The 24,752-nt window shown below is 40.3% G+C and carries 16 protein-coding genes; 10 read left to right on the forward strand and 6 right to left on the reverse strand.

Annotation, left to right across the window (positions count from 1 at the left end):
- Positions 1–38: 38 nt before the first annotated feature.
- Both ACR2F7_RS10025 and ACR2F7_RS10030 read left to right on the forward strand, forming a co-directional pair.
- Positions 39–3,089 (forward strand): SusC/RagA family TonB-linked outer membrane protein, encoded by a 3,051-nt coding sequence (locus ACR2F7_RS10025; protein WP_432713431.1) that lies wholly within the window; start codon positions 39–41, stop codon positions 3,087–3,089.
- 26 nt (positions 3,090–3,115) lie between these two features.
- Positions 3,116–4,633, forward strand: a complete 1,518-nt coding sequence (locus tag ACR2F7_RS10030; protein ID WP_432713432.1) for a RagB/SusD family nutrient uptake outer membrane protein — start codon at positions 3,116–3,118, stop codon at positions 4,631–4,633.
- 336 nt (positions 4,634–4,969) lie between these two features.
- On the opposite strand, the gene ACR2F7_RS10035 is transcribed toward ACR2F7_RS10030, so the two are convergent.
- On the reverse strand, positions 4,970–6,433 hold the full coding sequence (locus ACR2F7_RS10035) for an amino acid permease (RefSeq protein ID WP_432713433.1): 1,464 nt from the start codon (positions 6,431–6,433) through the stop codon (positions 4,970–4,972).
- 177 nt (positions 6,434–6,610) lie between these two features.
- Here ACR2F7_RS10035 and ACR2F7_RS10040 point away from each other — a divergent pair, with 177 nt between their 5' ends.
- Both ACR2F7_RS10040 and ACR2F7_RS10045 read left to right on the forward strand, forming a co-directional pair.
- Positions 6,611–6,943: a PadR family transcriptional regulator gene (locus ACR2F7_RS10040; protein WP_432713434.1), complete on the forward strand. Its 333-nt coding sequence runs from the start codon at positions 6,611–6,613 to the stop codon at positions 6,941–6,943.
- Positions 6,940–8,508, forward strand: coding sequence for a PspC domain-containing protein (locus ACR2F7_RS10045; protein ID WP_432713435.1), 1,569 nt, complete (start codon positions 6,940–6,942; stop codon positions 8,506–8,508). Before ACR2F7_RS10040 ends, ACR2F7_RS10045 begins: the two co-directional genes overlap by 4 nt.
- A 23-nt stretch (positions 8,509–8,531) precedes the next feature.
- Here the strand turns inward: ACR2F7_RS10045 and ACR2F7_RS10050 are convergent, their stop codons facing one another.
- Together ACR2F7_RS10050 and ACR2F7_RS10055 are read right to left on the reverse strand one after the other, a co-directional pair.
- On the reverse strand, positions 8,532–11,246 hold the full coding sequence (locus ACR2F7_RS10050; protein WP_432713436.1) for a carboxypeptidase-like regulatory domain-containing protein: 2,715 nt from the start codon (positions 11,244–11,246) through the stop codon (positions 8,532–8,534).
- A 258-nt stretch (positions 11,247–11,504) separates the two neighbouring features.
- Positions 11,505–12,137, reverse strand: a complete 633-nt coding sequence (locus tag ACR2F7_RS10055; protein ID WP_432713437.1) for an NAD(P)H-dependent oxidoreductase — start codon at positions 12,135–12,137, stop codon at positions 11,505–11,507.
- Between the two features lie 218 nt (positions 12,138–12,355).
- On the opposite strand from ACR2F7_RS10055, the gene ACR2F7_RS10060 reads away from it, so the two are divergent.
- Positions 12,356–13,570, forward strand: coding sequence for an OmpP1/FadL family transporter (locus ACR2F7_RS10060; protein ID WP_432713438.1), 1,215 nt, complete (start codon positions 12,356–12,358; stop codon positions 13,568–13,570).
- A 20-nt stretch (positions 13,571–13,590) separates the two neighbouring features.
- Positions 13,591–14,922, forward strand: coding sequence for an SGNH/GDSL hydrolase family protein (locus ACR2F7_RS10065; RefSeq protein ID WP_432713439.1), 1,332 nt, complete (start codon positions 13,591–13,593; stop codon positions 14,920–14,922).
- A gap of 229 nt (positions 14,923–15,151) precedes the next feature.
- Here ACR2F7_RS10065 and msrA read toward each other — a convergent pair whose 3' ends face one another.
- Positions 15,152–15,751 (reverse strand): peptide-methionine (S)-S-oxide reductase MsrA, encoded by a 600-nt coding sequence (gene msrA / locus ACR2F7_RS10070; RefSeq protein ID WP_432713440.1) that lies wholly within the window; start codon positions 15,749–15,751, stop codon positions 15,152–15,154.
- 358 nt (positions 15,752–16,109) lie between these two features.
- Between msrA and ACR2F7_RS10075 the strand changes: the two genes are divergently transcribed.
- On the forward strand, positions 16,110–17,072 hold the full coding sequence (locus ACR2F7_RS10075) for an isopenicillin N synthase family dioxygenase (RefSeq protein ID WP_432713441.1): 963 nt from the start codon (positions 16,110–16,112) through the stop codon (positions 17,070–17,072).
- A gap of 603 nt (positions 17,073–17,675) precedes the next feature.
- On the opposite strand, the gene ACR2F7_RS10080 is transcribed toward ACR2F7_RS10075, so the two are convergent.
- Positions 17,676–19,517 (reverse strand): serine hydrolase domain-containing protein, encoded by a 1,842-nt coding sequence (locus ACR2F7_RS10080; protein ID WP_432713442.1) that lies wholly within the window; start codon positions 19,515–19,517, stop codon positions 17,676–17,678.
- Positions 19,489–21,123, reverse strand: coding sequence for an amidohydrolase (locus ACR2F7_RS10085; protein ID WP_432713443.1), 1,635 nt, complete (start codon positions 21,121–21,123; stop codon positions 19,489–19,491). The genes ACR2F7_RS10080 and ACR2F7_RS10085 overlap by 29 nt, the downstream gene beginning before the upstream one ends.
- A gap of 166 nt (positions 21,124–21,289) precedes the next feature.
- On the opposite strand from ACR2F7_RS10085, the gene mutL reads away from it, so the two are divergent.
- Genes mutL through ACR2F7_RS10100 form a run of 3 tightly spaced genes read left to right on the forward strand, consistent with a single transcriptional unit; the run spans position 21,290 to position 24,742 of the window.
- The gene (gene mutL / locus ACR2F7_RS10090; RefSeq protein WP_432713444.1) at positions 21,290–23,140 is read left to right on the forward strand and encodes a DNA mismatch repair endonuclease MutL; all 1,851 of its coding nucleotides are present in this window, start codon (positions 21,290–21,292) and stop codon (positions 23,138–23,140) included.
- A 2-nt stretch (positions 23,141–23,142) separates the two neighbouring features.
- On the forward strand, positions 23,143–23,877 hold the full coding sequence (locus ACR2F7_RS10095) for a rhomboid family intramembrane serine protease (protein WP_432713445.1): 735 nt from the start codon (positions 23,143–23,145) through the stop codon (positions 23,875–23,877).
- Entirely contained in the window at positions 23,870–24,742 is an 873-nt protein-coding gene (locus ACR2F7_RS10100; protein ID WP_432713446.1) for a rhomboid family intramembrane serine protease, read from the forward strand. The genes ACR2F7_RS10095 and ACR2F7_RS10100 overlap by 8 nt, the downstream gene beginning before the upstream one ends.
- Positions 24,743–24,752 lie beyond the last annotated feature (10 nt).

A 24,752-nucleotide genomic window follows, 5' to 3' on the forward strand; every position in this document is an offset into this window, starting at 1 on the left:
GACAGCTTTATCATTTTTAAAAATCTAATTCTAAGCTAATGAAACCATTGATATTGATTTTATTCATCCTCACCTTTGTCGAGGTAAAAGCCTATCGCCAGCCAAAACCTGATGTATTTGTTGCTGTTTCTGGTGTGGTGATTGATGAGAATGCGCTTCCGCTACCCGGCGTTAGTGTTAAAGTTAAAGGAGCTGCTGCGGGCACAATGACGGATAAGGATGGCCGCTTTGTGCTGGAAACGGATGCGAACAATACCCTTATTTTTTCCTTTATTGGGTATAATACGCAGGAAGTTGCGCTAAATGGGCGTACCTCCATCAATGTAAGGATGGTGCAAAGCGCTGCAGCACTCAGCGAAGTGGTGGTGATAGGTTATGGAACAGCCAGAAGATCTGATTTAACAGGTTCCATTGCCTCTGTTAAAGGTGCTGATATTAAATCGCAGGGGGTGAGTGATGTTACCCGGTCTTTACAGGGCAAGATGCCGGGGGTAACGATTGAGTCTGCCGGTGGCGACCCCGGTTCAGGAACACGTATCTTGATTCGTGGGGTGGGAACTTTAGGAAATGCTGCCCCTTTATATATTGTTGATGGGGTGCAGGTGGCTAACATCAATAACCTTAACCAGACGGATATTGAATCTATAGATGTATTGAAAGATGCCTCTGCAGCGGCAATTTACGGTTCCAGGGCTGCAAATGGGGTGGTATTGATTACCACCAAATCGGGTAGAGAAGGCCCTCCTGTAGTACAGCTCAGTGCCAATTACGGACAACAAAGTAAGGCCAGCAGTGTTGATGTGCTCAATGCCCGTGAATGGGCACAGGTGAGTAACCAGGCAAATGATAATGCTGGCTTTCCACGTTTGGATATTGCCGCTAATCCTGATCAGTTAGGCGAAGGTACAGATTGGCAGGATGCTATTTTTAGAAATGGTGCCATCCAGCAGTATAACCTTTTAATAAGTGGCGGAACAGAAGATACTCGTTATAGTGTCTCCGGCGGTTATAACGACCAGGAAGGTATTGTGGATGTGACCAATTACCGCCGTTACAATTTAAGGGTAAAAACAGAAACAACCAAAGGAAGGTTGAAGTTTGGGCAAACTGTTCTTCTTTCCCGGGAGAAGTTTGTAACCATGCCCGGCGGCTGGGGCGGTCAGGGGGGTAACCCTGTGGGTTCTGCCATGCTGATGATTCCCGCTTTCAGCATTTATGATCCTGAAGCAATTGGCGGTTATGGTGGTGCTTTCGGCTCTGTAGTCAACATTGCCAACCCTGTGGCACAGCTTTACCTTGAAGATATCAACAGGGTGAATACCGGCATCATCGTCAATGGTTTTGGGGAATTAAATATCCTTCCGGGCTTATCTTACAGGTTGAACCTGGGTTATACCAACGCGACCAATGATAATTATGACTATTACAGAAGGCATAGGGTAGGTGCCTTATTTTCTCACGCTACCAATGACATCAACCTCAATGGAGATCGCAACATTTTAGTGTTGGTAGAAAACACCCTAAATTACAAGAAGGATATTGGTAAACACAGCATACAGGCTTTAGCGGGTTATACTTACCAGAACAATACATATAGATACACACAGGCAGGGCGCACAGATTTACCCGATGGCATTGATCAGATTGATGCTGGTGCAGGAATTTCATCCAACGCTGGAAACAGCACGGAAAGTAATATCATCTCCTTTTTAGGTAGGGTGATTTACGCTTATGATGAACGTTACCTGTTAACGGCCAGTTTTAGACGTGATGGTTCTTCAAGATTTGGCAGTAACAACCGCTATGGTAATTTCCCTTCTGTAGCGCTCGGCTGGAATATTTCAAAAGAGAATTTCTTTGAACCCCTGTCTAATGTTTTCAATAACTTAAAGCTAAGAGCCAGTTATGGAGTGCTGGGAAACCAGGAAATTGGTGACTATCAATACAGTGCTGCCGTGGCATCGAATATCAATTATGTGGTCGGTACAGAACAACAGCGTTGGTTTGGAGCCATCCAAACAGCTTATGCCTCGCCGGATATCAAATGGGAAACCACCAAAACCTTCAACTTCGGTTTCGATGCTGGCTTTTTTGATCAAAAATTAAATGTTACCGCCGATTATTTCATCAAGAAAACCACTGATGTATTGTTAAATGTGCCAATTCCTGGTTCTGCAGGAGCTATTTCTAATCCTGTGGTCAACGCAGGTACCCTAAGGAACAATGGATTTGAACTTGGCGCCAACTATAACAACAAAATAGGCAACTTTAATTATGGCGTTACCGCTACGCTATCGGCCGTAAAAAATAAGGTGCTGGCTCTGGGTACAGGATCGCAACAGATTTTCGGCGGACAACCATCGCATCATGGTGCCTCCAGTACTTTAACGGAAGCCGGTGGTTCTATTGGTTCTTTTTACCTGATTGAGGCCATCGGAATCTTTAATTCTCAGGAAGAAGTGAACAGCTATGCTAAAAACGGACAGCTGATTCAACCCAATGCATCACCCGGTGATGTTAAATTCTTGGATAGTAACGACGATGGTCAGATTAATGATAATGATAAAGTGAATTTGGGAAGTCCTTTTCCTGACTTTGAATATGGAATAGGCTTAAATGGCTCCATGTATGGCTTTGATGTCAGTTTGTTTTTCCAGGGCTCACAGGGTAATAAAATTTACAATGGTTTATCGCAGGTGCTACAAAGTACCAACCTTGGTATCAACTATGCGGAGAAAATGTTGAATGCCTGGACACCAGAAAATCATTCCGATATACCAAGAGCAATTTCCAGTGACCCGAATTCTAACAACAGAACCTCTTCCAGGTTCTTAGAAAACGGTTCCTATTTCAGAATGAAAACGCTTCAGCTGGGTTATACACTTAAAGAGGAAACCTCAAAGAAAATCAAGGTCTCGGCGCTGCGGGCCTACATCAGCGCAGATAATTTATTTACCATCACTAAATATACAGGGTTTAACCCCGACCTGGGCAGAACCGGGACTATTTTGGATCGTGGGGTAGATTTTGGCCATGTCGCTTATCCGCTGGCCAGAACCATCTCTCTTGGTTTTCAATTAACCCTGTAATGCATACAGCACAACACCTAGAAATCATGAAAAAGTTATTTATATTTTTATTAGTCTTTACACTTTCTTTCGGCTGTAAGAAAAGTGTTTTGGAACTGGATAATCCTAACCGGATCACCGAAGAAACGTTTTGGAAAACAGAGACTGACGTCAACAGTGCTTTTGCGGCTACTTATAGTCTGCTCAGGAATGTTGACGGTGGCTTCTGGGGGGTAAGGGGCATTGAACTTGCCAATGGCAGAGGTGATGACTTTTACATCAGAAATGATGTGGCCGACCTATACCGCTTGTCGACTTTTACCAATACCACTGATAATGGGGTAACCAGCAATTTGTGGAATACTTGTTACCGTGGTATTTTCAGGGCCAACCAGATTCTCGAAAATGTGGGGGAAGTGCCCATGGATGCGGCAAAAATGAAAGAGTATGTAGCTGAAGCTACCTTTCTTAGGGGACTGAATTATTATATTCTCGCCATCAATTTTGGCGATGTGCCCCTGGTTCTTGCCGTACCTAAAACTACACAAGAGTATTTTAGGGCAAAATCTCCTGAAGCTGAGGTTTGGACACAGATCATCGCTGATTTTACCGCTGCAGCGGCTGATCTTCCTTCTAGTTATCCTTCGCAATGGATTGGAAGAGCGACAAAAGGTGCAAGTTTAGGTTTTTTAGGTAAAGCTTACCTCTTCACAAAAGACTGGGCCAATGCTGAAGCTACCTTAAGGCAGGTAACGGCCATGTCTTATCAGCTGATGCCCAATTATGAAGATAATTTCCTTGCTACCAGGAAAAATAATGCAGAGTCGGTTTTTGAAATTCAACTGGCCGATGTGGGGGGTACAGATCCATGGGCTGGTGAAGTGGCAAACCAGGCTTTAGGGGTAACTACAGCACAGGAATTTGCACCTTCCGAAGTGGGGGGCTGGTTTGAAGTGGGCCCTACAGATAAGCTTTTTAATGAATTTCAGAAGGAAAAGACCGTTGACAACGACTTTGACCCGCGGATGTATGCCACCTTGATCTGGGACTATCCCGGGGCTACTTTTTATAGAAAACCTTTTAGCAGCTTTAAGTTGAGCTTCGGTTTCAAAAGCTTGTTTAAAAAGTACCAGAATTATATGCAGGAAAATGAACTATCGGGAGCCAGTGGGGCTTCAAATTTTACGTCCAGCAATAATGAAAGGGCATTGCGCTATGCAGATGTGCTGCTGATGTTAGCAGAGGCCCTAACCATGCAGGGCAATACGGCAAGTGCTTATCCTTTTGTGCAACAAATAAGAACAAGGGCAAAGTTGGCCGCTTTAACGCCAGGTTTAACGCAGGAACAGTTAATGGCAGAAATACGCCACCAGCGCATGATTGAGTTTGCAAGGGAAAACCAAAGGTTTTATGACCTGAAAAGATGGGGCTTGTTAGCGCAGGAAATTGCAAACAGTGATAAAGTAGGCAAGCAGTTCTTTGTTCCAGGAAAACACGATTATTTCCCTATCCCTCAGAATGAAATAAATACAAATCAGTTAATTGTTCAACGTCCTAATTGGTAAGCGCTGCTTGGAAAATTGAACAATGAATTGATTTCAGGACATTAAAATTGCACTGATAATTCCAGCTAAGAAAAGGAAGATAATGACAATTCTATCCACCATAACCCATTGCTTGTGGGTAAGGGGAGCTGTTGTTTTTACTTTTTTTTCCTCCCTTAGCCTCGCAAAAGTTGAAGAAATAAGGTTTAATTTAATTAACATAGGTAGATGTAGAATGGATGTATTTCATCTATCACAAACCTTAAGCCAGTTATCTAAAAGTATATAATTTGTTACTCAAATATGGCTTTAACTTTCAGGAAAGCAGTAAATTGTAAATGCGTATGTGTAACTGCTTTACGAACTTTGTTCTGCATTTTTCTGTGTTGCCTTGCGTAGTACGCTGTTCTTTTTGCCGTATAAAAAGTATATGGTTAAACCAATAGCCAACCATACCACTAAACGGATCCAGGTGTCTAAAGGCATAAAGACCATCATAGCCAGACAAGTTAAGATGCCTAAAATTGGAATTAAAGGAACAAAGGGTACTTTAAAAGGACGTTCGGCATGTGGATCTGTTTTACGTAGAATTAAGATGCCCACACAAACCATTAAAAAGGCTAGCAGCGTGCCGATGCTGGTCATTTCTCCTACAACGCGCATAGGTACAAAAGCGGCAAATAAAGAAATAAAGCCGCACAGCACAATGTTAGATTTATAAGGGGTTTTAAATTTAGGGTGTACTTCTGAAAATACTTTTGGCAGCAAGCCATCGCGACTAATGGAATAAAACATTCTGCTCTGAGCCATCAGGTCAATGAGGATCACCGAAGTATAACCAATCAGGATGGCTAAAATAACCGCTTGACTTAACCATGCATATGGAGTGTTTTCAATAGCAATGGCTACAGGGGCACCACTGTCGCCAAAATCTTTATAATTGGCAAGACCCGTCATGACGTGGGCAAAAAGACCAAATAATACCGTACAAACCAGTAAGGACCCTAAAATACCAATAGGCAAATCTCTGGCTGGTTTCTTGGTTTCCTGTGCAGAGGCAGCAACGGCATCAAAGCCTATAAAGACAAAGAAAACCAGTGCAGCACCACGTAAAACACCACTCCAGCCAAATTCACCAAATGTTCCTGTGTTTTGTGGAATATAAGGTTTGTAATTACTTGGATCTATATATTTCCAACCCAGGGCGATAAAAATGACCACTACGCCGACCTTTAAAAATACAATAAAGGCATTGACCAGGGCAGAGCCTTTTGTGCCACGGATGATGATCAGCGTCATTAAAACAACAATCAAAGCACCCGGTATATTGATCCAGCCGTGCACGATGCTGCCATCGGCAAGTTTGGCCGTTTCAAAAGGCGACATGGTTAGCTGGGCAGGCAAAAAGATACCAAAGGAGGATAAGAATTTAGTGAGGTATTGCGACCAGCTGATGGCTACTGTGGCACAGCCTACAGAATATTCAAGCACTAAATCCCAGCCGATAATCCAGGCAAAGAATTCGCCCATGGTGGCGTAAGAATAGGTGTAAGCACTCCCTGCAACGGGAATCATTGAGGCAAATTCTGCATAGCATAAGGCAGAAAAGCCACAGCCTAAGGCTGCTATAGCAAAGGAAAGGGTAACTGCCGGGCCTGAATAATTGGCTGCTGCTATGCCGGTGATGGAGAATAAACCAGCTCCTAAGGTTAATCCAACACCGATAAGGATGAGGTTAAGTGGTCCTAAGGTTCTTTTAAGTGAGTTTTCAGAATTTTCTGCAGCTTCTTCTCTAATCAGTGCAACGGATTTCTTTAGCATGTTAGCCTTTTTTGTCGCGTAAAAGTACTTCATTTGTTAATATAACTTCTAGAGTTCTAGTAGTTTATTTCCTTTTAAAATTTTATAGTTTTGTCAATCAGGCGTTTATAATATAATAATGTTTTAATATAGTACTATGTATTGCATATTACTATATAAAACATATATCTTTGTATTATGATAGCAGAAAATACGCAAACGCAAATGCGGAAGGGCATACTCGAATATTGTGTGCTGCTTATAATATCACGGGGCGAGATTTATGCTTCGGATATTATCGCAGAATTAAAATCGGCAAAATTGCTGGTGGTGGAGGGAACACTTTATCCACTGCTGACCCGATTAAAGAACAATGGCTTGTTGAGTTACAACTGGGTCGAATCTACTTCAGGACCACCGCGGAAGTATTATGAACTGACAGATTTAGGTAAAGCTATGGTAACACAGCTAGATACCACATGGCAGGAATTGGCTTACGCAATAGAAACATCTAAAAAAATAAAGCAATGAAAAGAACGCTAAACATAAATATCGGCAATTCCATTATCCACATTGAGGAGGATGCCTACGAACTATTAACCACTTACCTGAATGAGATCAAAGCACATTTTGCCCGTAATGCAGACGACTTTGAGATTGTCATAGATATTGAGAATAGAATTGCAGAAATGTTTCTGGAAATCTTGTCTGTTCAGCAGAAACAGGTCATTAACATTACCGACGTTGGCGTAATTATGGCGCAAATGGGTAAAGTGAGTGATTTTGAAACAGGCGAAGAAGCTGCAACAGAAGAAATTCCACAATATAGTGCCGGTATCAAAAGATTATACCGTGATACTGAACAAGGGATGGTTGCTGGTGTTTGTGCAGGTTTGGGTCATTATTTAAACGTAGATGCTAAATGGATTCGCCTGGCGGCTTTGCTTTCTGTGTTTATGGGTGGTGCTGGTATTTTGGCTTACCTGGTGATGTGGATTATGGTACCCCGCGCTTCTACAAGATCTGAAAAGATGTACATGAAAGGGGAGGCCGTGAATTTGCAGGGGTTTATCCGTAATTTTCAGGAAGAAATGGAAAACAACCAGCTGATTAAAAGGTCTGGAGGTATATTGTCTGAGATGGTGGAGTGGTTAGGTAAATTCATTACCGGAACAGGATCTATCATCTTTAAAATATTTGCTGGCTTCATTATATGTATAGCCTCGTTTATGCTGTTGAGTTTAGTGGTTATGCTTGCTGCTTTCTTAGGGGTGTTTGATTCCAATGCCAATGAGATTTTCCCTTTTAGCATGGTAGACGCAGATTCTCTTCCCACCATGTTATTTGCTGCTTTTTTCTTTTTCGCTATTCCTTTATTGGCATTAGTTCTGTTTGCTGTACGTGTTGCCTTCAATGGTCGTCCGTTAAATAAGTCTGTTTCCTTTGGCTTATTGATTATATGGCTTATAGGTACGGCCACAGCCATTTTTCATATTGCTAAAGTGAGCGCAGAATTTAAAGAGGAGGCTGAATTTACACAGGTAACACCTTTAAAAGTTTATCCTGCTTATACTTTACAGATGAACAATTCGCGTTTTTTCTCTAAAGAAGACAGCATTAAATACCAGATCAGTACCGAACGCTATAAAGGTAAAATCATTTTAGATGATGCTGACAATGCCTTAAATACGCCTAAAAATGTAAGGATTAAAATAGAAAAGAGTTTAGATGGAAAGTTTGCTATAGTGGAGAACTACAGTTCTCAAGGTAAAAACTTTGATAATGCTTTAAATAATGCACAGAATATCCGTTATGATTTTTCACAAAAAGACTCGCTGTTAAGCTTTAATACGAAGTTGCACCTGGCAAAAAATGCTATCTGGCGTAACCAGCAAGTAACAGTAACTGTAAAAGTTCCTGTTGGGACTAAGTTAATCATCAATGAAGAATTGGATAGGTATTTAGAACAATACGGAAGCTGGGCATGTGAAAGAGAAGGTGCGCCAGATACAGACTTCTATGAATGGGTAATGACAGAAGATGGCTTAAAATGCCAGATAGAATTAACAGAAAAAGGGCATCATCATGATCAATAATGATGCCCTTGCAAGGCTTTAAATTATTTGACTACATAGCGGAAGACAAAGCGGCCTGGGTTGCCGTTTTTGTCTAACCCTTCTACAACAGCTTTATAATTTCCCTTACCTTCAGCATTGTAAAACTCAAAAGTAATACTGCCTGTGGCATCAGTAATTACCCTTGGATTCCAGTAAATGGTACTTCTCAGGTCCTTAGCTGTAGAATTTGGTGTTGTATATTTTGGTGAATAAAACTCTCTGTGTTTGCTGTAACCTTTAGGGTTAATGGTAACAATGTTATTTTGAGGCAACAGTTTCTTCAAATCTGCCAAACTCATTTTCTGTGTTTTCACCACTTTCATGTTGATAGAGATTACCCCATTGGTGCCGTGCATGCGGTTAACGGTTCCCAGCTCATCTTTTAAGAAAATCTCAATGGACTCAATCTCCGCCATGTTTACAGAACCGATGGAAAATAAATCCACAGGCATCCCACCTACAAATACCTGAACTGGTATTCTTTTGCCGGCATTATAATCTCTGCTGATGTAAAAATTATTCTCATCGAAAGTTAAACCCATCGCCATTGTTTTTAAACACGTCAGCAGGTCATTACACCCACCTAAACGGCTGCCATCAATTAAATGATCAGGCATCATGGACAAAGATGATAAAGCAGAATAATCTGAGTGACTCACTTTTTTGATCGCTGCCCCCTGAATGACCACTTCTTTTAACTGGCGTAAATAGCTATATTGTTTTTTACTATTGTTGAGGTAGTTGTTTAAGGTACTGTCAATATTTTGAACTTCTTCTGCCGCATTTCTATTTGGCGACATGGCTGCTGCGGGAATAGGATCAACCATGATCATTAAGTTATTGCCATTAGCGCCATATTTTGCACTGATGACCACTTGTGAAGAATCAGGGAAGTTTAAGTTTTGAAAGTTAAATATACCCGATGGACTTGTTAGCGCTTCGGCAGAATAGGTGCGACCAGGTACAGTTAAACGAAGGCCTGCTTTTTTTACTGGCATACCCGTGCGGTCTCTTAATGTACCAGTAATGTTCATGCCTTGCTCAGGCAGGTAACTTACCTTTGGATAACGATCTGCAAGGATATCTTTGTAAGCAAAGCGACGATAGCCTTGTGTCAGCATCAACATGTCTAGATCAGCCAGCTTTTTATCGTCAGTTTTGTTAAAATAGTAGTTAGGTTTCTCGATGTAACCTTTTAAGTCCGAGCTTAACAATAGTGAACTAAAGATGGTGGTTTCAGCATCTTCCTCTGCAGGCACTTTCTGTTCATCAGTAACGGAAATAGAGAAATCTCCTTCCAGTTTTGCTGTTGCATTTGCTGCAGTAACGGTCATCTTTACCTTCTGACGAGGCTTGTAAGTTGGCAAATCAGTTTTTGCAGTTAAGTGAAGTGCATCTTTATGTAATATAAAAACGAGTCTTTCGCTAACAGGCTCACCAGCAGCAGAAAATAAGGTGATCTCTACAATACCTGAAGGGAATTTTTCTTTAGGGATCTTCGCCGCAATTACCTGGTTTTGCAAACCTGTTTGAGCAGCATAATAAACTACTCCTCCATTTTGAGCCACAATGTAAAGGCCTTTATCTTTATATTGTTGGTAATAAGCATCGCTAGCGACTATTTTAAGGTTAATCATGTCTGCATTGGTATTGGTAACCTGTAAGGATACGCCAGAAGCAACCGATTTTGGCAAAGCGAAGGTTTTCTTGGTGCCATCTTTAAAAGTAATGTTTGCGTTATAAGTTTTATTGGCTTCGGTATTCAGGTAAAAAGAACCCATGCCTGCATGTGCAGCAGTTAAAGTAGTAATTTGGTTACCATCCTGATCGGTCACAGTACCTGTAACGCCAACACCCAAACCTTTAGCATTGATAGCCTTAAAAGCAACCTGCGTTGGTACGCCTAAGATGATTTCTCCACCTTCAGGAAAAAATTGGATATCATTTTCACCAACACTAGGTTTAAGGTCAAAACTAGCACTCAGGCTTTGTTTATCGCCCACCGCAATATCAGTCACCAGACTTCCGTTGGTAATGGTTTCATTTTTCTTGGCACTGATGCTGACATTTAGAAAGCCATTCTGGTCTGTGGTCCCTTTTCCTTTAGCCACCACTTCGTAATTAGAAATTACTTTCCAGTTGACGGTTTTATTAGCGAAAGCAACTTTATCGGGGTTTTTATATTGAATACGTGCTTTAATTACCTGGTCTTTTGAAGATTTTTCTGTATCATAGCTGAAGTGAGTCAGCAGTTCTTTTTCAACAGCCTCACCAATGGCGATATTTTTACTGTAGAAATAATCGGGATCAAAGTTGAGCATCCATAAGGTATAAGCCTTCACATAATAGTTTCCCTGCTTAAATGCCAATGGGTCTAAAGGTATATTTCCATAGGCCACACTATTGGTAACGGGGAACTTTAAGGAAGACACCAAAGAATCCTTGCTGTTCATGACATCCACATAAACAATTTTACTCAGTTGCGAGGGTAGGTTTTGGTCTGAGGTAAGGTAGGCTTTAAACCACATGGTATCCACAACACTGTAATAAGGCTTATCGAAATGTAAATAAACCTTTTCCACAGGGTATAGCTCTGCAAGTTTGCTGGTTTTTTTAATAATGTTCTTTAAAGTTGTGGTGTCTTGCTGTGAATAGGCCGGAAGGTGGATACAGAGCGCAACCAAAATCAAAGCAGCTACAATTTTTAAATACTTCATGAATATAATTTAACGGGTTGATTGCGCTAATATATTCATTTCGACTCTTAGAAGCTTCATATTAAAGCGCCTTTAACATTTTTTGACATTTATTTTGCGGCAAAATGCCTATAAATTGGCGTATTCAACAGCAGTCTTCAGAATGTGGATAACTATGTGGAAAAGTTGGTAAGTCAGAAACACGAGTATGGGATGTGTTGACCGAAAGGCAAGAAAAGCGGGAAAGCATTGCTTTCACCGCTATATAAAAACTAAGACTTAGTTCAATTCAATGACAAAATCTGACAATGGGCTACGTACTTTTTTAAGGTTCACTAACCAGTCGGCATCTTCAGCACGGTAACCTAAAGGTAATATAGTGGTGCTGCGTAAGTTCAAAGCTTTAAGGTTTAGCAATTCATCAAGCTGATCGGCTTCAAAACCTTCCATGGGTGTCGCATCAACTTTTAACATTGCGGCTTCAGCTATCGCCATACCAAAACCTATGTAAGCTTGTTTGGCGGCATGGGTGAAATTTTCTTCAGCAGATCTTGAAGTATAATTAGCTATAAGCGTATCTTCATAAGCTGCAGTAGCGGTAGCAGGTAAATTTCTTTCGCTGTTTGCATGAGCAAATACCTCACGGATGTTGGCTACGGTATAATTATCCCATGCAGCAAAAACCAATAAGTGTGAACAGTCGATTATTTGTTGCTGACCATAAGCCACGGCAGCAATTTTTTCTTTCAATTCAGGATTAGTTACCACAATTACTTTGAAAGGTTGTAAACCTGAAGAGGTAGGGGCAAGATGGGCAGCCTTAACAATTTGATTAACTTTTTCTTGTGGCACTACATCGCCATTCATTTTTTTAGTAGCGTAACGCCAGTTTAAGGCTTCAATTAGACTCATATTGTATTATTTTTTTTTAAATGTAAAGGATTTATTTCCAACACGCTGGCTGGAAGCACCATTGCAAGGCTAATCAAATGTAGTTTAGTAATATAACCTTAAGAAATTTTATAAGCCTATTTGACTTTTAAATGAAAAAGTGTTTCTTTGTTATGCATGCATAAATGTTAATCTTTTTATTAGCTTAGCATTACGATTAAACAACATAACCAAATATCATGAAAAAGATTTTACTTAGTTTTTTATTGGTAATTCCTGTGTGGGGCTTTTCCCAATCCTATCAGGTTAACCTTCAAGGACAAAAACAAATTGGAATGGCGGGTGCCGGTACCGGTGTAGCCATGGATGAAGCTGCCGTATTTTTCAATCCTGGTGCTGTTTCTTTTCTAAAGAAGAATGGTGTATCAGCAGGTGTCAGTCCGCTCTTCTTAAAATCAGCATTTACTCAGGCAGGCTCAAACATGGTTGAACGCAATAAAAACGAAGTCCCAACGCCGTTGCAAGCCTATGCCGTATTTGGATCTCCAGAAAGTCGCTTAAGATTTGGACTTGGTGTATACACCCCTTTTGGTGGTGCGATGCACTGGGATGAAAATTGGAGCGGTAAATACACCGTTACTTCCCTAGACTTACAAGCCATTTATATACAACCTACTATAAGTTTAAAAATTACTGATCATATAGGTATTGGTGGTGGTTTTGTTTATTCAATGGGTAAAGTAGATTTAAAACGTGCTGTTCCATTGACTTTAAATAATGGCCAGTCTGCATCTGCACAGTTAAAAGGCGATGCACATGATTTCGGCTGGAATGCAGGTATTTATATTGAAACCATTTCTGGTATTACCATCGGTATTTCTCACCGTTCGCAGGTTACAGCCACGGTGGAAGATGGAGATGCTAATTTTACCGTGCCTGAGGCATTGGCTTCTGGATTTCCAACAAAGTTTAGTGCAAAATTACCTTTGCCAGCAACAAGTTCCATTGGTTTTGGCTTCTACCCTTCAGAAAAAACAACGATTGCTCTTGATGTAAACTGGGTACACTGGAATAAATACCAGGAACTGGCTTTCGAATATAACAACCATGAAAGAATTGAAGATACTCGTTCGCCAAGAAATTACCATGATGCAGCAACTTTTAGGTTAGGTATAGAAAACCAAACTACAGCTAAACTTGCTTTAAGAGCTGGTATTGGTTATGCTTTAACACCAGTTGCCGAAGGTTATGTGACGCCGGAAGTACCTGATGCCAACCGTTTGCTTTTAAGTGCGGGTATTGGTTTCAAGCCTACAGAACGTTTTGGTGTTGATTTCTCTTTCTTATATGAAAATCTGGTTTCCAGAACAGAAACAAATATTGAAACGGGCTTAAGCGGTACTTTTAAAACGGTAGCTTACATTCCAGGTATAGGTCTATCTTATAAATTTTAATTTATCAATTCAGAAACATTATGAAATCAACATATTTCTATAAAAGCATATTGGCGGTAGCCATTCTGGGATTAGCATCTTGCAAACCCTCAGTAGATACAATGGTTCCTGATAAAGGAACGGCAGATTTTTCACGGTACATTGCTATCGGAAATTCACTGACTTCAGGTTATGCTGATAACGGCTTATCTCTGGAAGGACAAAAAAACTCTTTTCCAGAGATGCTGGCTGAGCAAATGAAAAGTGTAGGCGGCGGTAGTTTTTCTTCGCCCTTCTTTACTGAAGCACAGGCTAATGGCTCAGGCTTTATTAAGCTTGCCGGTTTTAACCCAAATGGTACACCAATTTTAAAAGCTGAAGATCAAAATCTTGCCGTACGCGGAGTAGCTGCTATCCCTGGATTTGGTAATGTTACCTTGTATACTAAATTTACAGGCGATATTAACAACTATGGTGTGCCGGGTATTAAGCTTCTGCATACAGGTGTTGCTGAATATGGCAATTTAAACGGTTATTATGAGCGCTTGCTTCCTGGAAATGCAGGTACAAACACAACTACTTACCTTGATTTTGTAACCGCTAAACCTTATACTTTCTTTAGCATGTGGTTGGGTAACAATGATATTTTAGGTTATGCAAGTTCTGGTGGTGCTGGTGATACACCAACACCTAAAGCTACTTTTACTGCTTTATACAATGCTACGGTTAATAAACTGGTATCTACAGGTGCAAAAGGGGTAGTAGCTACCATCCCTGATGTTACGAAAACACCTTATTTCACTACAGTAACCTTAAAAACATTATTGGCTGGTGTACGTGCAACGCCAGCAGGTGCTGCTGTTACCGCATTATATATCAAAACTGGTGCTAATGCCACAAGACCTGCAACGGATGCAGATTTATTTACTTTAACCTTAAGCTCGGCAAATGTAATTGGTGTGCCTAATGCACAAAGCATTCCTTATGGTTTACATCCTTTAAACCCTATTGAAAGCAAATGGGTATTGGATAAAGATGAAGTTGCCGTTGTTAATGACTTTGTAAGTTCTTATAATGCGACTATTAAGTCTGTTGCTGCTGCTAAAGGTCTTGCCTTAATGGATTCTTTTGAAATGTTAAAAGAATACAGTGCAACAGATGCAAGTGGTAACTTTGTTGGTAAAAATGTAAATGGTGCAAAGGTGAGCTCTGCATTTATTACAGGTAACCTTTTCTCTTTAGATGGGATACACCTAACACCACTGGGTTATGCGCTTACTGCAAATGCCTTTATTAAAGCGATCAACACTACTTATGGATCTAGTATTCCAACGGTTGATGCAACAAAATACAGGGGAACTAAATTCCCTTAAACTAATAGGTAGGTTTTAAAACTAAGCAAAACGCCCCGGAAGATTTTTCTTTCGGGGCGTTTTGCTGATCTAGATTTTCGTTTGCTTTATTTACTTTTTATTTGATTTAACATTTGATTATTGATTCAATATTCCTTTATTCATCGGTTTGCAAAGGAAGGTGTAAAGGGTTTACCTGGACCAATACCTGAGATTTAATTTGACTAGTTCGTTTTGACTTGCAAGCAGCCTAATTCTTCAGCTTATCCTTAAATACTTTTTCCAGTTTATCTAATTTAGGCAAGATCACGGCCCTGCAGTAGGGTTGGTCTTTATTATTGTTGAAGTAGTTCTGGTGATATTTTTCAGCTACATAAAAGGTTGCAGCCTTATTGATGGCGGTTACCACTGGTTTTCCATAAGCGTTGACCTTATTGAGCTGATTTTTGTATTTCTCGGCGAGGGCTTTTTGTGCCTCATCATGATAGAAAATTACAGAACGGTACTGTGTGCCTACATCTGCTCCTTGTCGGTTTAAAGTAGTAGGGTCATGAGTTTTCCAGAACACATTTAAAAGTTCGTCATAAGAAACCTGGGCCGGATCATAGGTAACTTCTATCACCTCCGCATGTCCTGTGGTACCTGTGCAAACTTCTTCATAACTGGGATTAGCTACTGAGCCACCCTCATAACCAGACCGCGTGCTGACCACTCCTTTTAAGCGTTGAAATACTGCCTCTGAACACCAAAAACAGCCATTTCCGAAAGTTGCTTTCTGTAGTTTTTTCTTTTGCGCATCAGAATTTGTGACGGATAAAAGAATAAGCAGCGCTATTGATAAGTATTTCATCTTCATTAATTTTATTAAAGTTACGTATCAACTGCGTTTTTAGTTTTTAAACTTCCACATTCTCTTTTTAAATTACACTTTGCTGATATTAAGCGGTGATAGATTTATTGATGTTATATGTCGATAAGAGTACATAAGGTATCGTTCGCTTTTTTGTTTTATCGAGCTTGCCTCTTGTTTTAGATTTAAATTGCTGTTATTAAACCTTTATATATTAGTTTTACACTGCTTGCTGTGGAGAATTGTTAATAACTTAAATCGCTTAATTATAAATGATTACAACGATAATCGGCGAATATTGATTATTTATCAACAATTGTTTCCTAATTTTGAGTTTCTCAAATAAAACAAAATAAAGATGTCAACACCGTATATTCCTTGTTTAGACCTGGGTTCCTATGTTAACGGAACGGAAGAAGAGCGTAAAAAGTTTTCTGATGAATTGGGCAGAGCTTTTAACGATTCTGGCTTTGTGACCATCACCAACCATGGTGTGAGTCAGGAGTTGATCGATAAACTCTATGAGAAGATCAAAGCTGTGTTTTCTTTGCCGAAAGAGATAAAGTTAAAATACGAAAAACCAGAATTAGCAGGACAACGTGGCTACACCAGTCCGGGTAAAGAAACCGCTAAAGGTGCTAAAACTGCCGATTTAAAAGAGTTCTGGCAAATTGGTCAGGAAGTGACCGACGGTGATGCCATCAAGGAGGTCTATCCAGATAATGAATACCTGGAAGAAATCCCTGAATTTAACACAGTTACCCGTGAGATATACCAAAAACTGGAGAGCAATGGACAACACCTTTTACGTGCCATCTCTACTTACCTGGGCTTGCCAATTGATTATTTTGATCAACATGTGCACAATGGTAACTCTATTTTGAGAGGTATCCACTATTTTCCTATTGAAAATCCTGAAGCTATTGCTGCTGATGCTGTACGTGCAGGAGCACATGAAGATATCAACTTGATTACTTTGTTAATCGGTGCCAGTGCTGATGGTCTGGAAGTGTTGACCCGCAGTAATGAATGGTTGCCAATTAAAGCACATCACTCAGATATCGTAGTTAATGTTGGCGATATGCTCCAACGTTTAACGAATAATAAATTGCGCTCCACTACACACCGTGTGGTGAACCCACCCCGTGAACTGATGAAAACTTCACGTTTTTCTGTGCCTTTCTTTTTACACCCAAGAGCGGATATGGATTTAACGAGTTTGGATTCTTGTGTGGATGAGGAACATCTGAAGGTTTATGAGAATATGACGGCAGGGGAGTATTTAGATGAAAGGTTGAGAGAAATAGGACTTAAAAAGTAAAAATACTTAGCTGTTCAAAGCCTGAAAACTTTTGCGGAAAAAGCAAAATTTTCTAGGTCTTTTCACAGCATAAGTATTTTTATCCAGCAGGGAGGTGACCTTGCAAGGGAAATAGGAGCAATTTTCCTTAAAGCATAATATTGTACTTAAAGCAATATGGTTTTACTGAAGGTGTATTTTGGTTTTTGCATTATAATTTCCATTAAAATAATCCCGCTCAAATAGATGGTAGCTATTCAAAAATTAATAAAATAGAAAAGCCCTGGAGAATCTTTCCAGGGCTTTTTTATTTTGTCATTATTCGCTATAATTTAGGCTTATTTTAATCTGGTTGAAAGGTGTGCAATCAGCCAAATAACAATACGTCAAAATTTGAAAAGTCTGCAACCTGCTTAATAACATTCCGTTGATTTTTCCGGTTAAAAGGTCTGCAATCTGCCAAATAACATTACGTTAAAATTTTAAAAGTCTGCAACCTGCTCAATAACATTCCGTTGATTTTTTCGGTTAAAAGGTCTGCAATGTGCCAGATAAAATTCAATGTCTAAGAGAAGACCTAGAAAATTTTGCTTCTTCAGCAAAAGATTTCAGGCTTCGAGTAGATCATTGAATTTTAATTTTGGTGTCGATGGCTTTATTGATCACATCCTCTATCCTTCCTCTTATCTTCAACTTACCCAACATTTCAGACACCCCAGGATTAACCCTATTTGATAAAAACACATAAACCAAACCTCTTGACGGGTCCACCCACACGCAAGTTCCTGTATAACCAGTATGGCCATAAGTTTGTGGTGAAGCCAGTTCTGAAGGGTACTTGTTGCTTGTATCAGGATCCCAGCGGTCAAAACCAAGGCCTCTTCTGCTCACGTTAGACTGTTTAGCGGTAAACATATCTACGGTCTCCGGTTTAAAGAACTGCTCACCACCGTAGCTGCCTTTATTGAGCAACATCTGGTAGAAGATCGCCACATCGTTGGCACTGGCAAATAAGCCAGCATGGCCAGATACACCACCAACAAGGGCCGCGCCCTGATCATGAACATAACCTACAAGCAATGTTTTTCTGAAAAAAGTATCGTTTTCTGTTGGAATAATCTGTTCTCTACTGAAGCGGTTGCGTGGTAAAAAACCTGCCGTTTGCATGCCCAGTGGATTATAAAAATTCTCCTGAACATATTGATTCAGGGGCTTAAGGGTTAAGTGTTCCACCACATCTTTCATCACATACATGCTGATATCGCTATACACATATTTGCCACGGGTTAAAATAGGTGAATTGAGCATTTTGGGCCACATGATTTCCTTAAAATATGCTGGTTTTACATAATAACCATCAGCCACCTTCACCGAGAAAACAGCAGAAGAATCACTGCTGTGGTCTTCAGGTTTAATGGAGTTGTGGAAAGGGATATAGGGCACAAAGCCCGCCTGGTGCAGCATTACTTCACGAATGTGAATGGCATTCATGGGTGTTGTTCTTGCTTTTGGGATATAAGCACCAATGTTAGTATCCAGGTTAAGTTTCTGCTGCTCAACAAGGCGCATTACCGATGGAGTAGTAGCCGTAACCTTGGTTACTGAGGCCAGGTCAAAGATATCCGTTACCTTTTCTGGTAAAGCATCCTGATCATAGGTGTGTTTGCCGTAGGCTTTATTGAAAATCACTTTGCCGTCTTTAACCACCATCACCACCATGCCTGGTGCTGCCTTATTGGTGATAGCTTCCTGTGCGATTTTGTCTATTTCATTGAGGTTGTCGCTGTTTACATTGGCATCCTCAGGTACTGTATATTTCAATCGAGTAGCCACTGTGGTAAAGCCTGAACCTGCAGTGTATTTAGCAGAAAAATCTTTGGTTAATTTGTTTGTTGCTGCAACACCACCAAAAATTACTTGAGGAACAATGACTGCTGCTTCCTCATTTTTAAAAGATGACCAGATGATGGGTGTATTAAGGTCGTCAAAGGCCTTCAGGTTTTTTCCTTCTCCATAAAGGGAGATCACTACATTTTTAGATTTGGCGATTGAATAAATAAAGTTCAAATATTTTGGTGTCAACACATCTTTATCTGCAATGGAAATAAGGACGGTATTGAAATACTTTAAGTCATCTTCCAGGTCGTTTAAATTGGCTGCATTGGTGTAATCTGTTGCCGATAAGGAGGTGATTTTAGTGTATTTATTCAACAGACTATCTGCGGTATGTTGATTTTGATAACCTAAATTTACTGAAGCCACTTTATTCTTGTCTAATGACAACAGGGGGATCAGGTTTTTCTGGTTGTTCAATAAAACCGTTTGTGTAGTGGCTGCATTTAGTTGTGCCAGTCTGATTTCGTTTTTGGTATGCTCCTGTGCGCAGGCGCTGAGGGTAAAAAGGGCTAAACAGCCCACCGTGACAATGCTTGCCAGGTTATTTTTTCTCATATACTTTTTCTCCATTAATATAGGTTTTTAATACTTGTGTGTTTAAAATTGAGGCGGCATTTACAGTCATGATATCCTGATCAAGGATAATGAAGTCAGCGAATTTACCTACTTCAAGGCTTCCTTTTTCATTTTCTTCAAAGTTAGCTTTGGCAGCCCAGATGGTCATGCCGCGTAAGGCCTGTTCCTTGCTAAGTGCATTCTCTGCCTGGAAGCCTTTTGCAGGATAGTTTTTAGCATCCTTTCTCACTGTAGCAGCATAAAAGGTAAAAATAGGGTTCACATTTTCTACAGGGAAATCTGTGCCCAGCGGTAGCCAGCCATTTTGTTGCAGCAGCTGCTGGTTGGCATAAGCACCTTTTACGCGTTCTTTTCCAAGGCGATCGACGGCCCAATACATATCTGATGTGGCATGGGTGGGTTGTACCGAAGGGATGATGCTGGCTTTTCCAAAAAGAGCAAAGTCTTCAGGTGCCACCACCTGTGCATGTTCTATGCGCCAGCGTTTATCATTTTTGCCGCCAAGCACTTTGTTATAAATCTTGAGGATGCTGCGATTGGCAGAATCGCCGATGGCATGCGTGCACATCTGGAAGTTATGTTTGGCAATTTCTTTCGCTACTGTTTCAAAATGCTGAGGGTTGCTCAGCAAAAAGCCTGTTTTGGCTGGCATATCATGGTAAGGCTTCAGCAAGCATGCTCCCCTTGAACCTAAAGCACCGTCGGCAAAAACTTTAAAGGAGCGCACATTCATGCGGTCAGTTTTAATGGCCCCTCTTTTGAAAAGATAGCTGTAATTAGCCTCGTTGTCTGAAAGCATTAAATATAAACGCATTTTGAGCGTGTTTTTTGCCTGCAGTTTTTCTATCAGGGCTACAAGTTCTTTATCAATGCCACAGTCGTCGATGGTGGTTAGTCCATTGGCAAAGCATTTTGCCTGTGCATCCATCAATATTTGCTCCGCTTGTTCAGCATTGGCCGCAGGGATTTTACTGCTCACCAAGGTTACCGCATTGTCGATCAGTAAACCTGTAGGTTTGCCGTTAACGGCAACAATTTCACCACCTTCAAGATTGTAAGCTTCTTTAATGCCTGCAGCATTTAAGGCTTGTTGATTGGCAATAGCAGCATGTCCATCAATACGGTTGATGATCACCGGTCGGTTGGGGAAAAGTTTATCCAAGGCAGCCTTATCTGGGAAAGCTTTATTTTGCCAGTCGTTTTGATCCCATCCCCATCCCATCAGCCAACCTTCGGGATGAGCTTTGGCAAAGTCACTCAGTTTTGAACATACTTCTTCCCAGCTGTTAGTGCCACTTAAATCGGCTCTTTGTAAACCTTCACCCAAGCCATAAAAATGGGCATGAGCATCAATGAAACCAGGATAAAGGCTTTTTCCCTGGGCATCAAGTTCTTCCTTTGCATTATATTTTTTCCTAATGTCTTCATTGCTGCCCAGGGCAATGAGTTTACCATCTTTTAAAGCGATGGCTTGTACCACATCAAACTTTTCATTTACAGTATACACTTTGGCGTTGTAGACTATTAAATCTGCTTTTTCACTGGAGCAGCTGCTCAACAGGATGATGCAACATAAAAGGCAGGTAAGAATTTTATTCATATTTTCTAAGTTATAAAAATGATCCTACAGTTAAAGGTTAAAAAGATGACTAGGTTAAAGGTATAAAAAATGGTGTCTTTATATCCCATATTACATTCAAATTAAACAAAGACATGGGTTTAAGGCATATTTTAGCTAAATTAGCAACCTTTACCGAAGATAATAAATGTCAGATATTATACAACTTTTACCCGATAGCGTTGCTAATCAAATAGCAGCAGGAGAGGTGGTTCAACGCCCGGCTTCGGCAATAAAAGAACTCTTGGAGAACGCTATAGACGCAGGTGCGAATAAAATACAATTGATCCTTAAAGATGCAGGGAAGACGCTGCTCCAGGTGATTGATAATGGGTGTGGTATGAGTATTACCGATGCACGTATGTGTTTTGAGCGACATGCAACATCTAAAGTGCGCAAAGCGGAAGATTTGTTTGCTATTCGTACCATGGGTTTCCGTGGTGAGGCGATGGCTTCTATTGCTGCTATTGCACAGGTAGAAATGAAAACCCGCAGGCATGAGGATGAAATAGGTACGCTGATAGAAATTGAAGGATCTAACTTTGTTAAACAAGAACCCGTTGCTACCGCTGCAGGTACCAGCATTTGTGTAAAAAACCTGTTTTTCAATACCCCTGCACGCAGAAATTTCCTCAGGAGTAATCCTGCAGAAATGCGCCATATCATTGAAGAGTTTCAAAGGATTACCATGGCAAATCCGGCCATTACCTTTACATTACACCATGATGGGGTAGAAATATACCGCTTACCTTCGGCTTCGTTGAAACAACGTATTATCCACTTATTGGGTAACAGTTACAACGAGCGCCTGATTCCTGTAGAAGAAGAAACTTCCATCATTAACATCAAAGGATTTATTGGTAAACCTAAGTTCGCTAAAAAAACAAGGGGCGAGCAATTCTTCTTCGTCAACAACAGGTTTATAAGAGATGCTTACCTTAACCATGCGGTTAACAAGGCTTACCAGGAGTTGTTAACGGAAGAAAACTTTCCCTTGTATGTGTTGTTTATCGACATAGACCCTGCAAAAATTGATGTTAACGTGCATCCTACAAAAACAGAAATTAAATACCTGGAGGAAAAATCAATATATGCCATTATCCAGTCTGCGGTAAAACGCTCATTGGGTAAATTCAATATCTCTCCAACGATAGATTTTGATGTAGAAACGGGCTTCAGTAACATGATTACCCCGAAAGCACCTGAAGATATTGTTCCGCCGACCATTAGTTTTAATCCAGATTTTAATCCTTTTAAAGGAGAGAAGTCTACGGAGAAAACGCCTAGTTTTATTGGTGGTTTTGATTCGCGGAGCAGTCCAAATAAAAACTGGGGCTCGCTGTATGAAATTGCCTATCACCAGGAAGCAGAGCAGGCCACCATGGAATTAGCAGGCAAGGAAGAAGAGGAAGATACTTTTAAACCGTTGCAGAAACAACTGATGCAGGTACATAACCGCTATATTGTTTCTCAAATCAAGTCTGGATTAATGGTGATTGATCAGCAGGCTGCCCACGAAAGGATACTTTATGAACGCTTTATTGTACACATTGAAGATCGTAAAGGTGCCTCTCAGCAAAGTTTGTTCCCACAGACGGTAACTTTAAGTCCTAACGACTATGAGCTTGCCAAGAGTTTATTAGAAGATATTAAAAGTTTAGGCTTTGAGGTAAGGGAGTTTGGCCGCAATACCTTGATCATTGAAGGTATTCCTGTTGATATTGGAAGTACTAATGTCAATGAAACGCAGCTTTTTGAACACCTTATTGAAGGATTCAAAAACTCACAGCAAGAATTAAGGTTAGATAAAAGAGATGCCCTGGCACGCAGCATGGCTAGAAATAGTTCTATCAAAGCAGGAGTAGTTTTAGGCCAGCAAGAAATGAACACCCTTATTGAGCAGTTATTTGCCTGTAAAACCCCTAACTTTAGCATTAGTGGTAAGCCGGTTATACAAACCATTAGTTTAACAGAACTTGATAAAAAATTTGAAAGATAACAATGAATCAAATCCAATTACCACCTATAGTTAAAAACCTACTGATCATTAATGTACTTTTTTTTGCGGCCACTTATGTGTTTCAAAGTAAGGGTGAAGACTTAGGTGCATATTTGGGGGCTTATTATTTTGACTCTCCTAATTTTAAAATTTGGCAGCCTATCACTTACATGTTTATGCATGGTGGTTTTACCCATATTTTATTTAACATGTTTGCGTTATACATGTTTGGAGGTGTGTTAGAATCGAGGTGGGGCTCTAAAAGGTTCATTAATTTCTACCTGATTACAGGTTTAGGTGCCTTAGCGCTGCAATGGGCAGTGCAGGCATTTGAAGTGTATCAGATAACAGGCACTGCTTTTGGCAACGATAGTCAGATGCTGAAATCACTTGCTCAAGGCATGTATAACCCAGCACAGTTTGATGCCCTACAGGCCACAACCTTGCAAGGCATATATTTTGTGCCCATGGTAGGCGCCTCAGGTGCAATTTTTGGCTTGTTAGTTGCTTTCGGTATGTTATATCCGAATACAGAATTGTATATTATGTTTATCCCTGTTCCTGTAAAAGCCAAGTACATCATTCCCATTTATATCGTATTAGAGCTGTTCCTCGGTGTTGCAAGTTTTCAGGGAGATTCTGTTGCTCACTATGCACACCTGGGTGGTGCACTTTTAGGCTTCATTCTTGTTAAACTTTGGAAGGATAAAAATACTTATTACGATTATTATGAATAAGACACTTTTTGAAGATTTGAAATTTAAGGTTTTACATTCCGGTAATCCTATATTCTTATACATCGGAATAAACACCTTAATTTTTGTGCTCACCGCCCTGGTTTCGGTGGTGGTGTTCCTGTCTGGCAATGGAGATTTTGGCTTAAAAGGCCTTATCGAGGAGTACTTTGCTTTTCCGGTATCTTTAGAAAAATTACCTTACAGGTTTTATACCATTTTAACCTACCAGTTTTTCCACGACGGAATTTTCCACTTGTTATTTAACATGTTGTGGCTCTATTGGCTGGGCAAGATATTTCTTGATTTTTTAAAGCCTCGTCAATTTCATTTTGTTTACCTGGCAGGTGGCTTTGCAGGCGCCTTATTGTTTAGCCTCGCTTTTCATATTTTCCCTGTATTTGAACGCAGTATTGCTAATGCCTCGGTAATAGGCTCCTCAGGGGCTGTAATGGCTATTATAGTGGCTACAGCTACTTTAGTCCCTAACTTCAGCATCCGCATGATGTTTCTTGGTGATGTTAAATTAAAATACCTTGCCCTGGCTTATATAGTGCTGGACCTTATCGGCATTGCTTCAGTTAACTCTGGAGGAAGCTTTGCTCACTTAGGGGGCGCAGTTTTAGGCTTTTGTTATATTAAAGCCTTAGGTAAAGGTTACGATTGGAGTAATATCTTTAAAAAGAGGCCTAAAGTGACAAACCTTAAAGTCAACAAAAACGAAAATTATAAGCACAGCAGCAATGCTAAAACAGACCGGATTGCCCAGGCTGAAGTTGATGCTATCCTGGATAAAATTTCTAAATCAGGCTATGATAAGTTAAGTAAAGAAGAAAAAGAAACCTTGTTTAAGGCCAGTAAACATTAATACCTGTATA

Source organism: Pedobacter sp., from assembly GCF_045628745.1.
Taxonomy (GTDB): Bacteria; Bacteroidota; Bacteroidia; order Sphingobacteriales; family Sphingobacteriaceae; genus Pedobacter.

Coding starts and splice junctions, on each gene's coding strand:
- ACR2F7_RS10025 (WP_432713431.1), top strand. CDS start 39: ATGAAACCATTGATATTGATTTTATTCATCCTCACCTTTGTCGAGGTA.
- ACR2F7_RS10030 (WP_432713432.1), top strand. CDS start 3,116: ATGAAAAAGTTATTTATATTTTTATTAGTCTTTACACTTTCTTTCGGC.
- ACR2F7_RS10035 (WP_432713433.1), bottom strand. CDS start 6,433: ATGCTAAAGAAATCCGTTGCACTGATTAGAGAAGAAGCTGCAGAAAAT.
- ACR2F7_RS10040 (WP_432713434.1), top strand. CDS start 6,611: ATGATAGCAGAAAATACGCAAACGCAAATGCGGAAGGGCATACTCGAA.
- ACR2F7_RS10045 (WP_432713435.1), top strand. CDS start 6,940: ATGAAAAGAACGCTAAACATAAATATCGGCAATTCCATTATCCACATT.
- ACR2F7_RS10050 (WP_432713436.1), bottom strand. CDS start 11,246: ATGAAGTATTTAAAAATTGTAGCTGCTTTGATTTTGGTTGCGCTCTGT.
- ACR2F7_RS10055 (WP_432713437.1), bottom strand. CDS start 12,137: ATGAGTCTAATTGAAGCCTTAAACTGGCGTTACGCTACTAAAAAAATG.
- ACR2F7_RS10060 (WP_432713438.1), top strand. CDS start 12,356: ATGAAAAAGATTTTACTTAGTTTTTTATTGGTAATTCCTGTGTGGGGC.
- ACR2F7_RS10065 (WP_432713439.1), top strand. CDS start 13,591: ATGAAATCAACATATTTCTATAAAAGCATATTGGCGGTAGCCATTCTG.
- msrA (WP_432713440.1), bottom strand. CDS start 15,751: ATGAAATACTTATCAATAGCGCTGCTTATTCTTTTATCCGTCACAAAT.
- ACR2F7_RS10075 (WP_432713441.1), top strand. CDS start 16,110: ATGTCAACACCGTATATTCCTTGTTTAGACCTGGGTTCCTATGTTAAC.
- ACR2F7_RS10080 (WP_432713442.1), bottom strand. CDS start 19,517: ATGGAGAAAAAGTATATGAGAAAAAATAACCTGGCAAGCATTGTCACG.
- ACR2F7_RS10085 (WP_432713443.1), bottom strand. CDS start 21,123: ATGAATAAAATTCTTACCTGCCTTTTATGTTGCATCATCCTGTTGAGC.
- mutL (WP_432713444.1), top strand. CDS start 21,290: ATGTCAGATATTATACAACTTTTACCCGATAGCGTTGCTAATCAAATA.
- ACR2F7_RS10095 (WP_432713445.1), top strand. CDS start 23,143: ATGAATCAAATCCAATTACCACCTATAGTTAAAAACCTACTGATCATT.
- ACR2F7_RS10100 (WP_432713446.1), top strand. CDS start 23,870: ATGAATAAGACACTTTTTGAAGATTTGAAATTTAAGGTTTTACATTCC.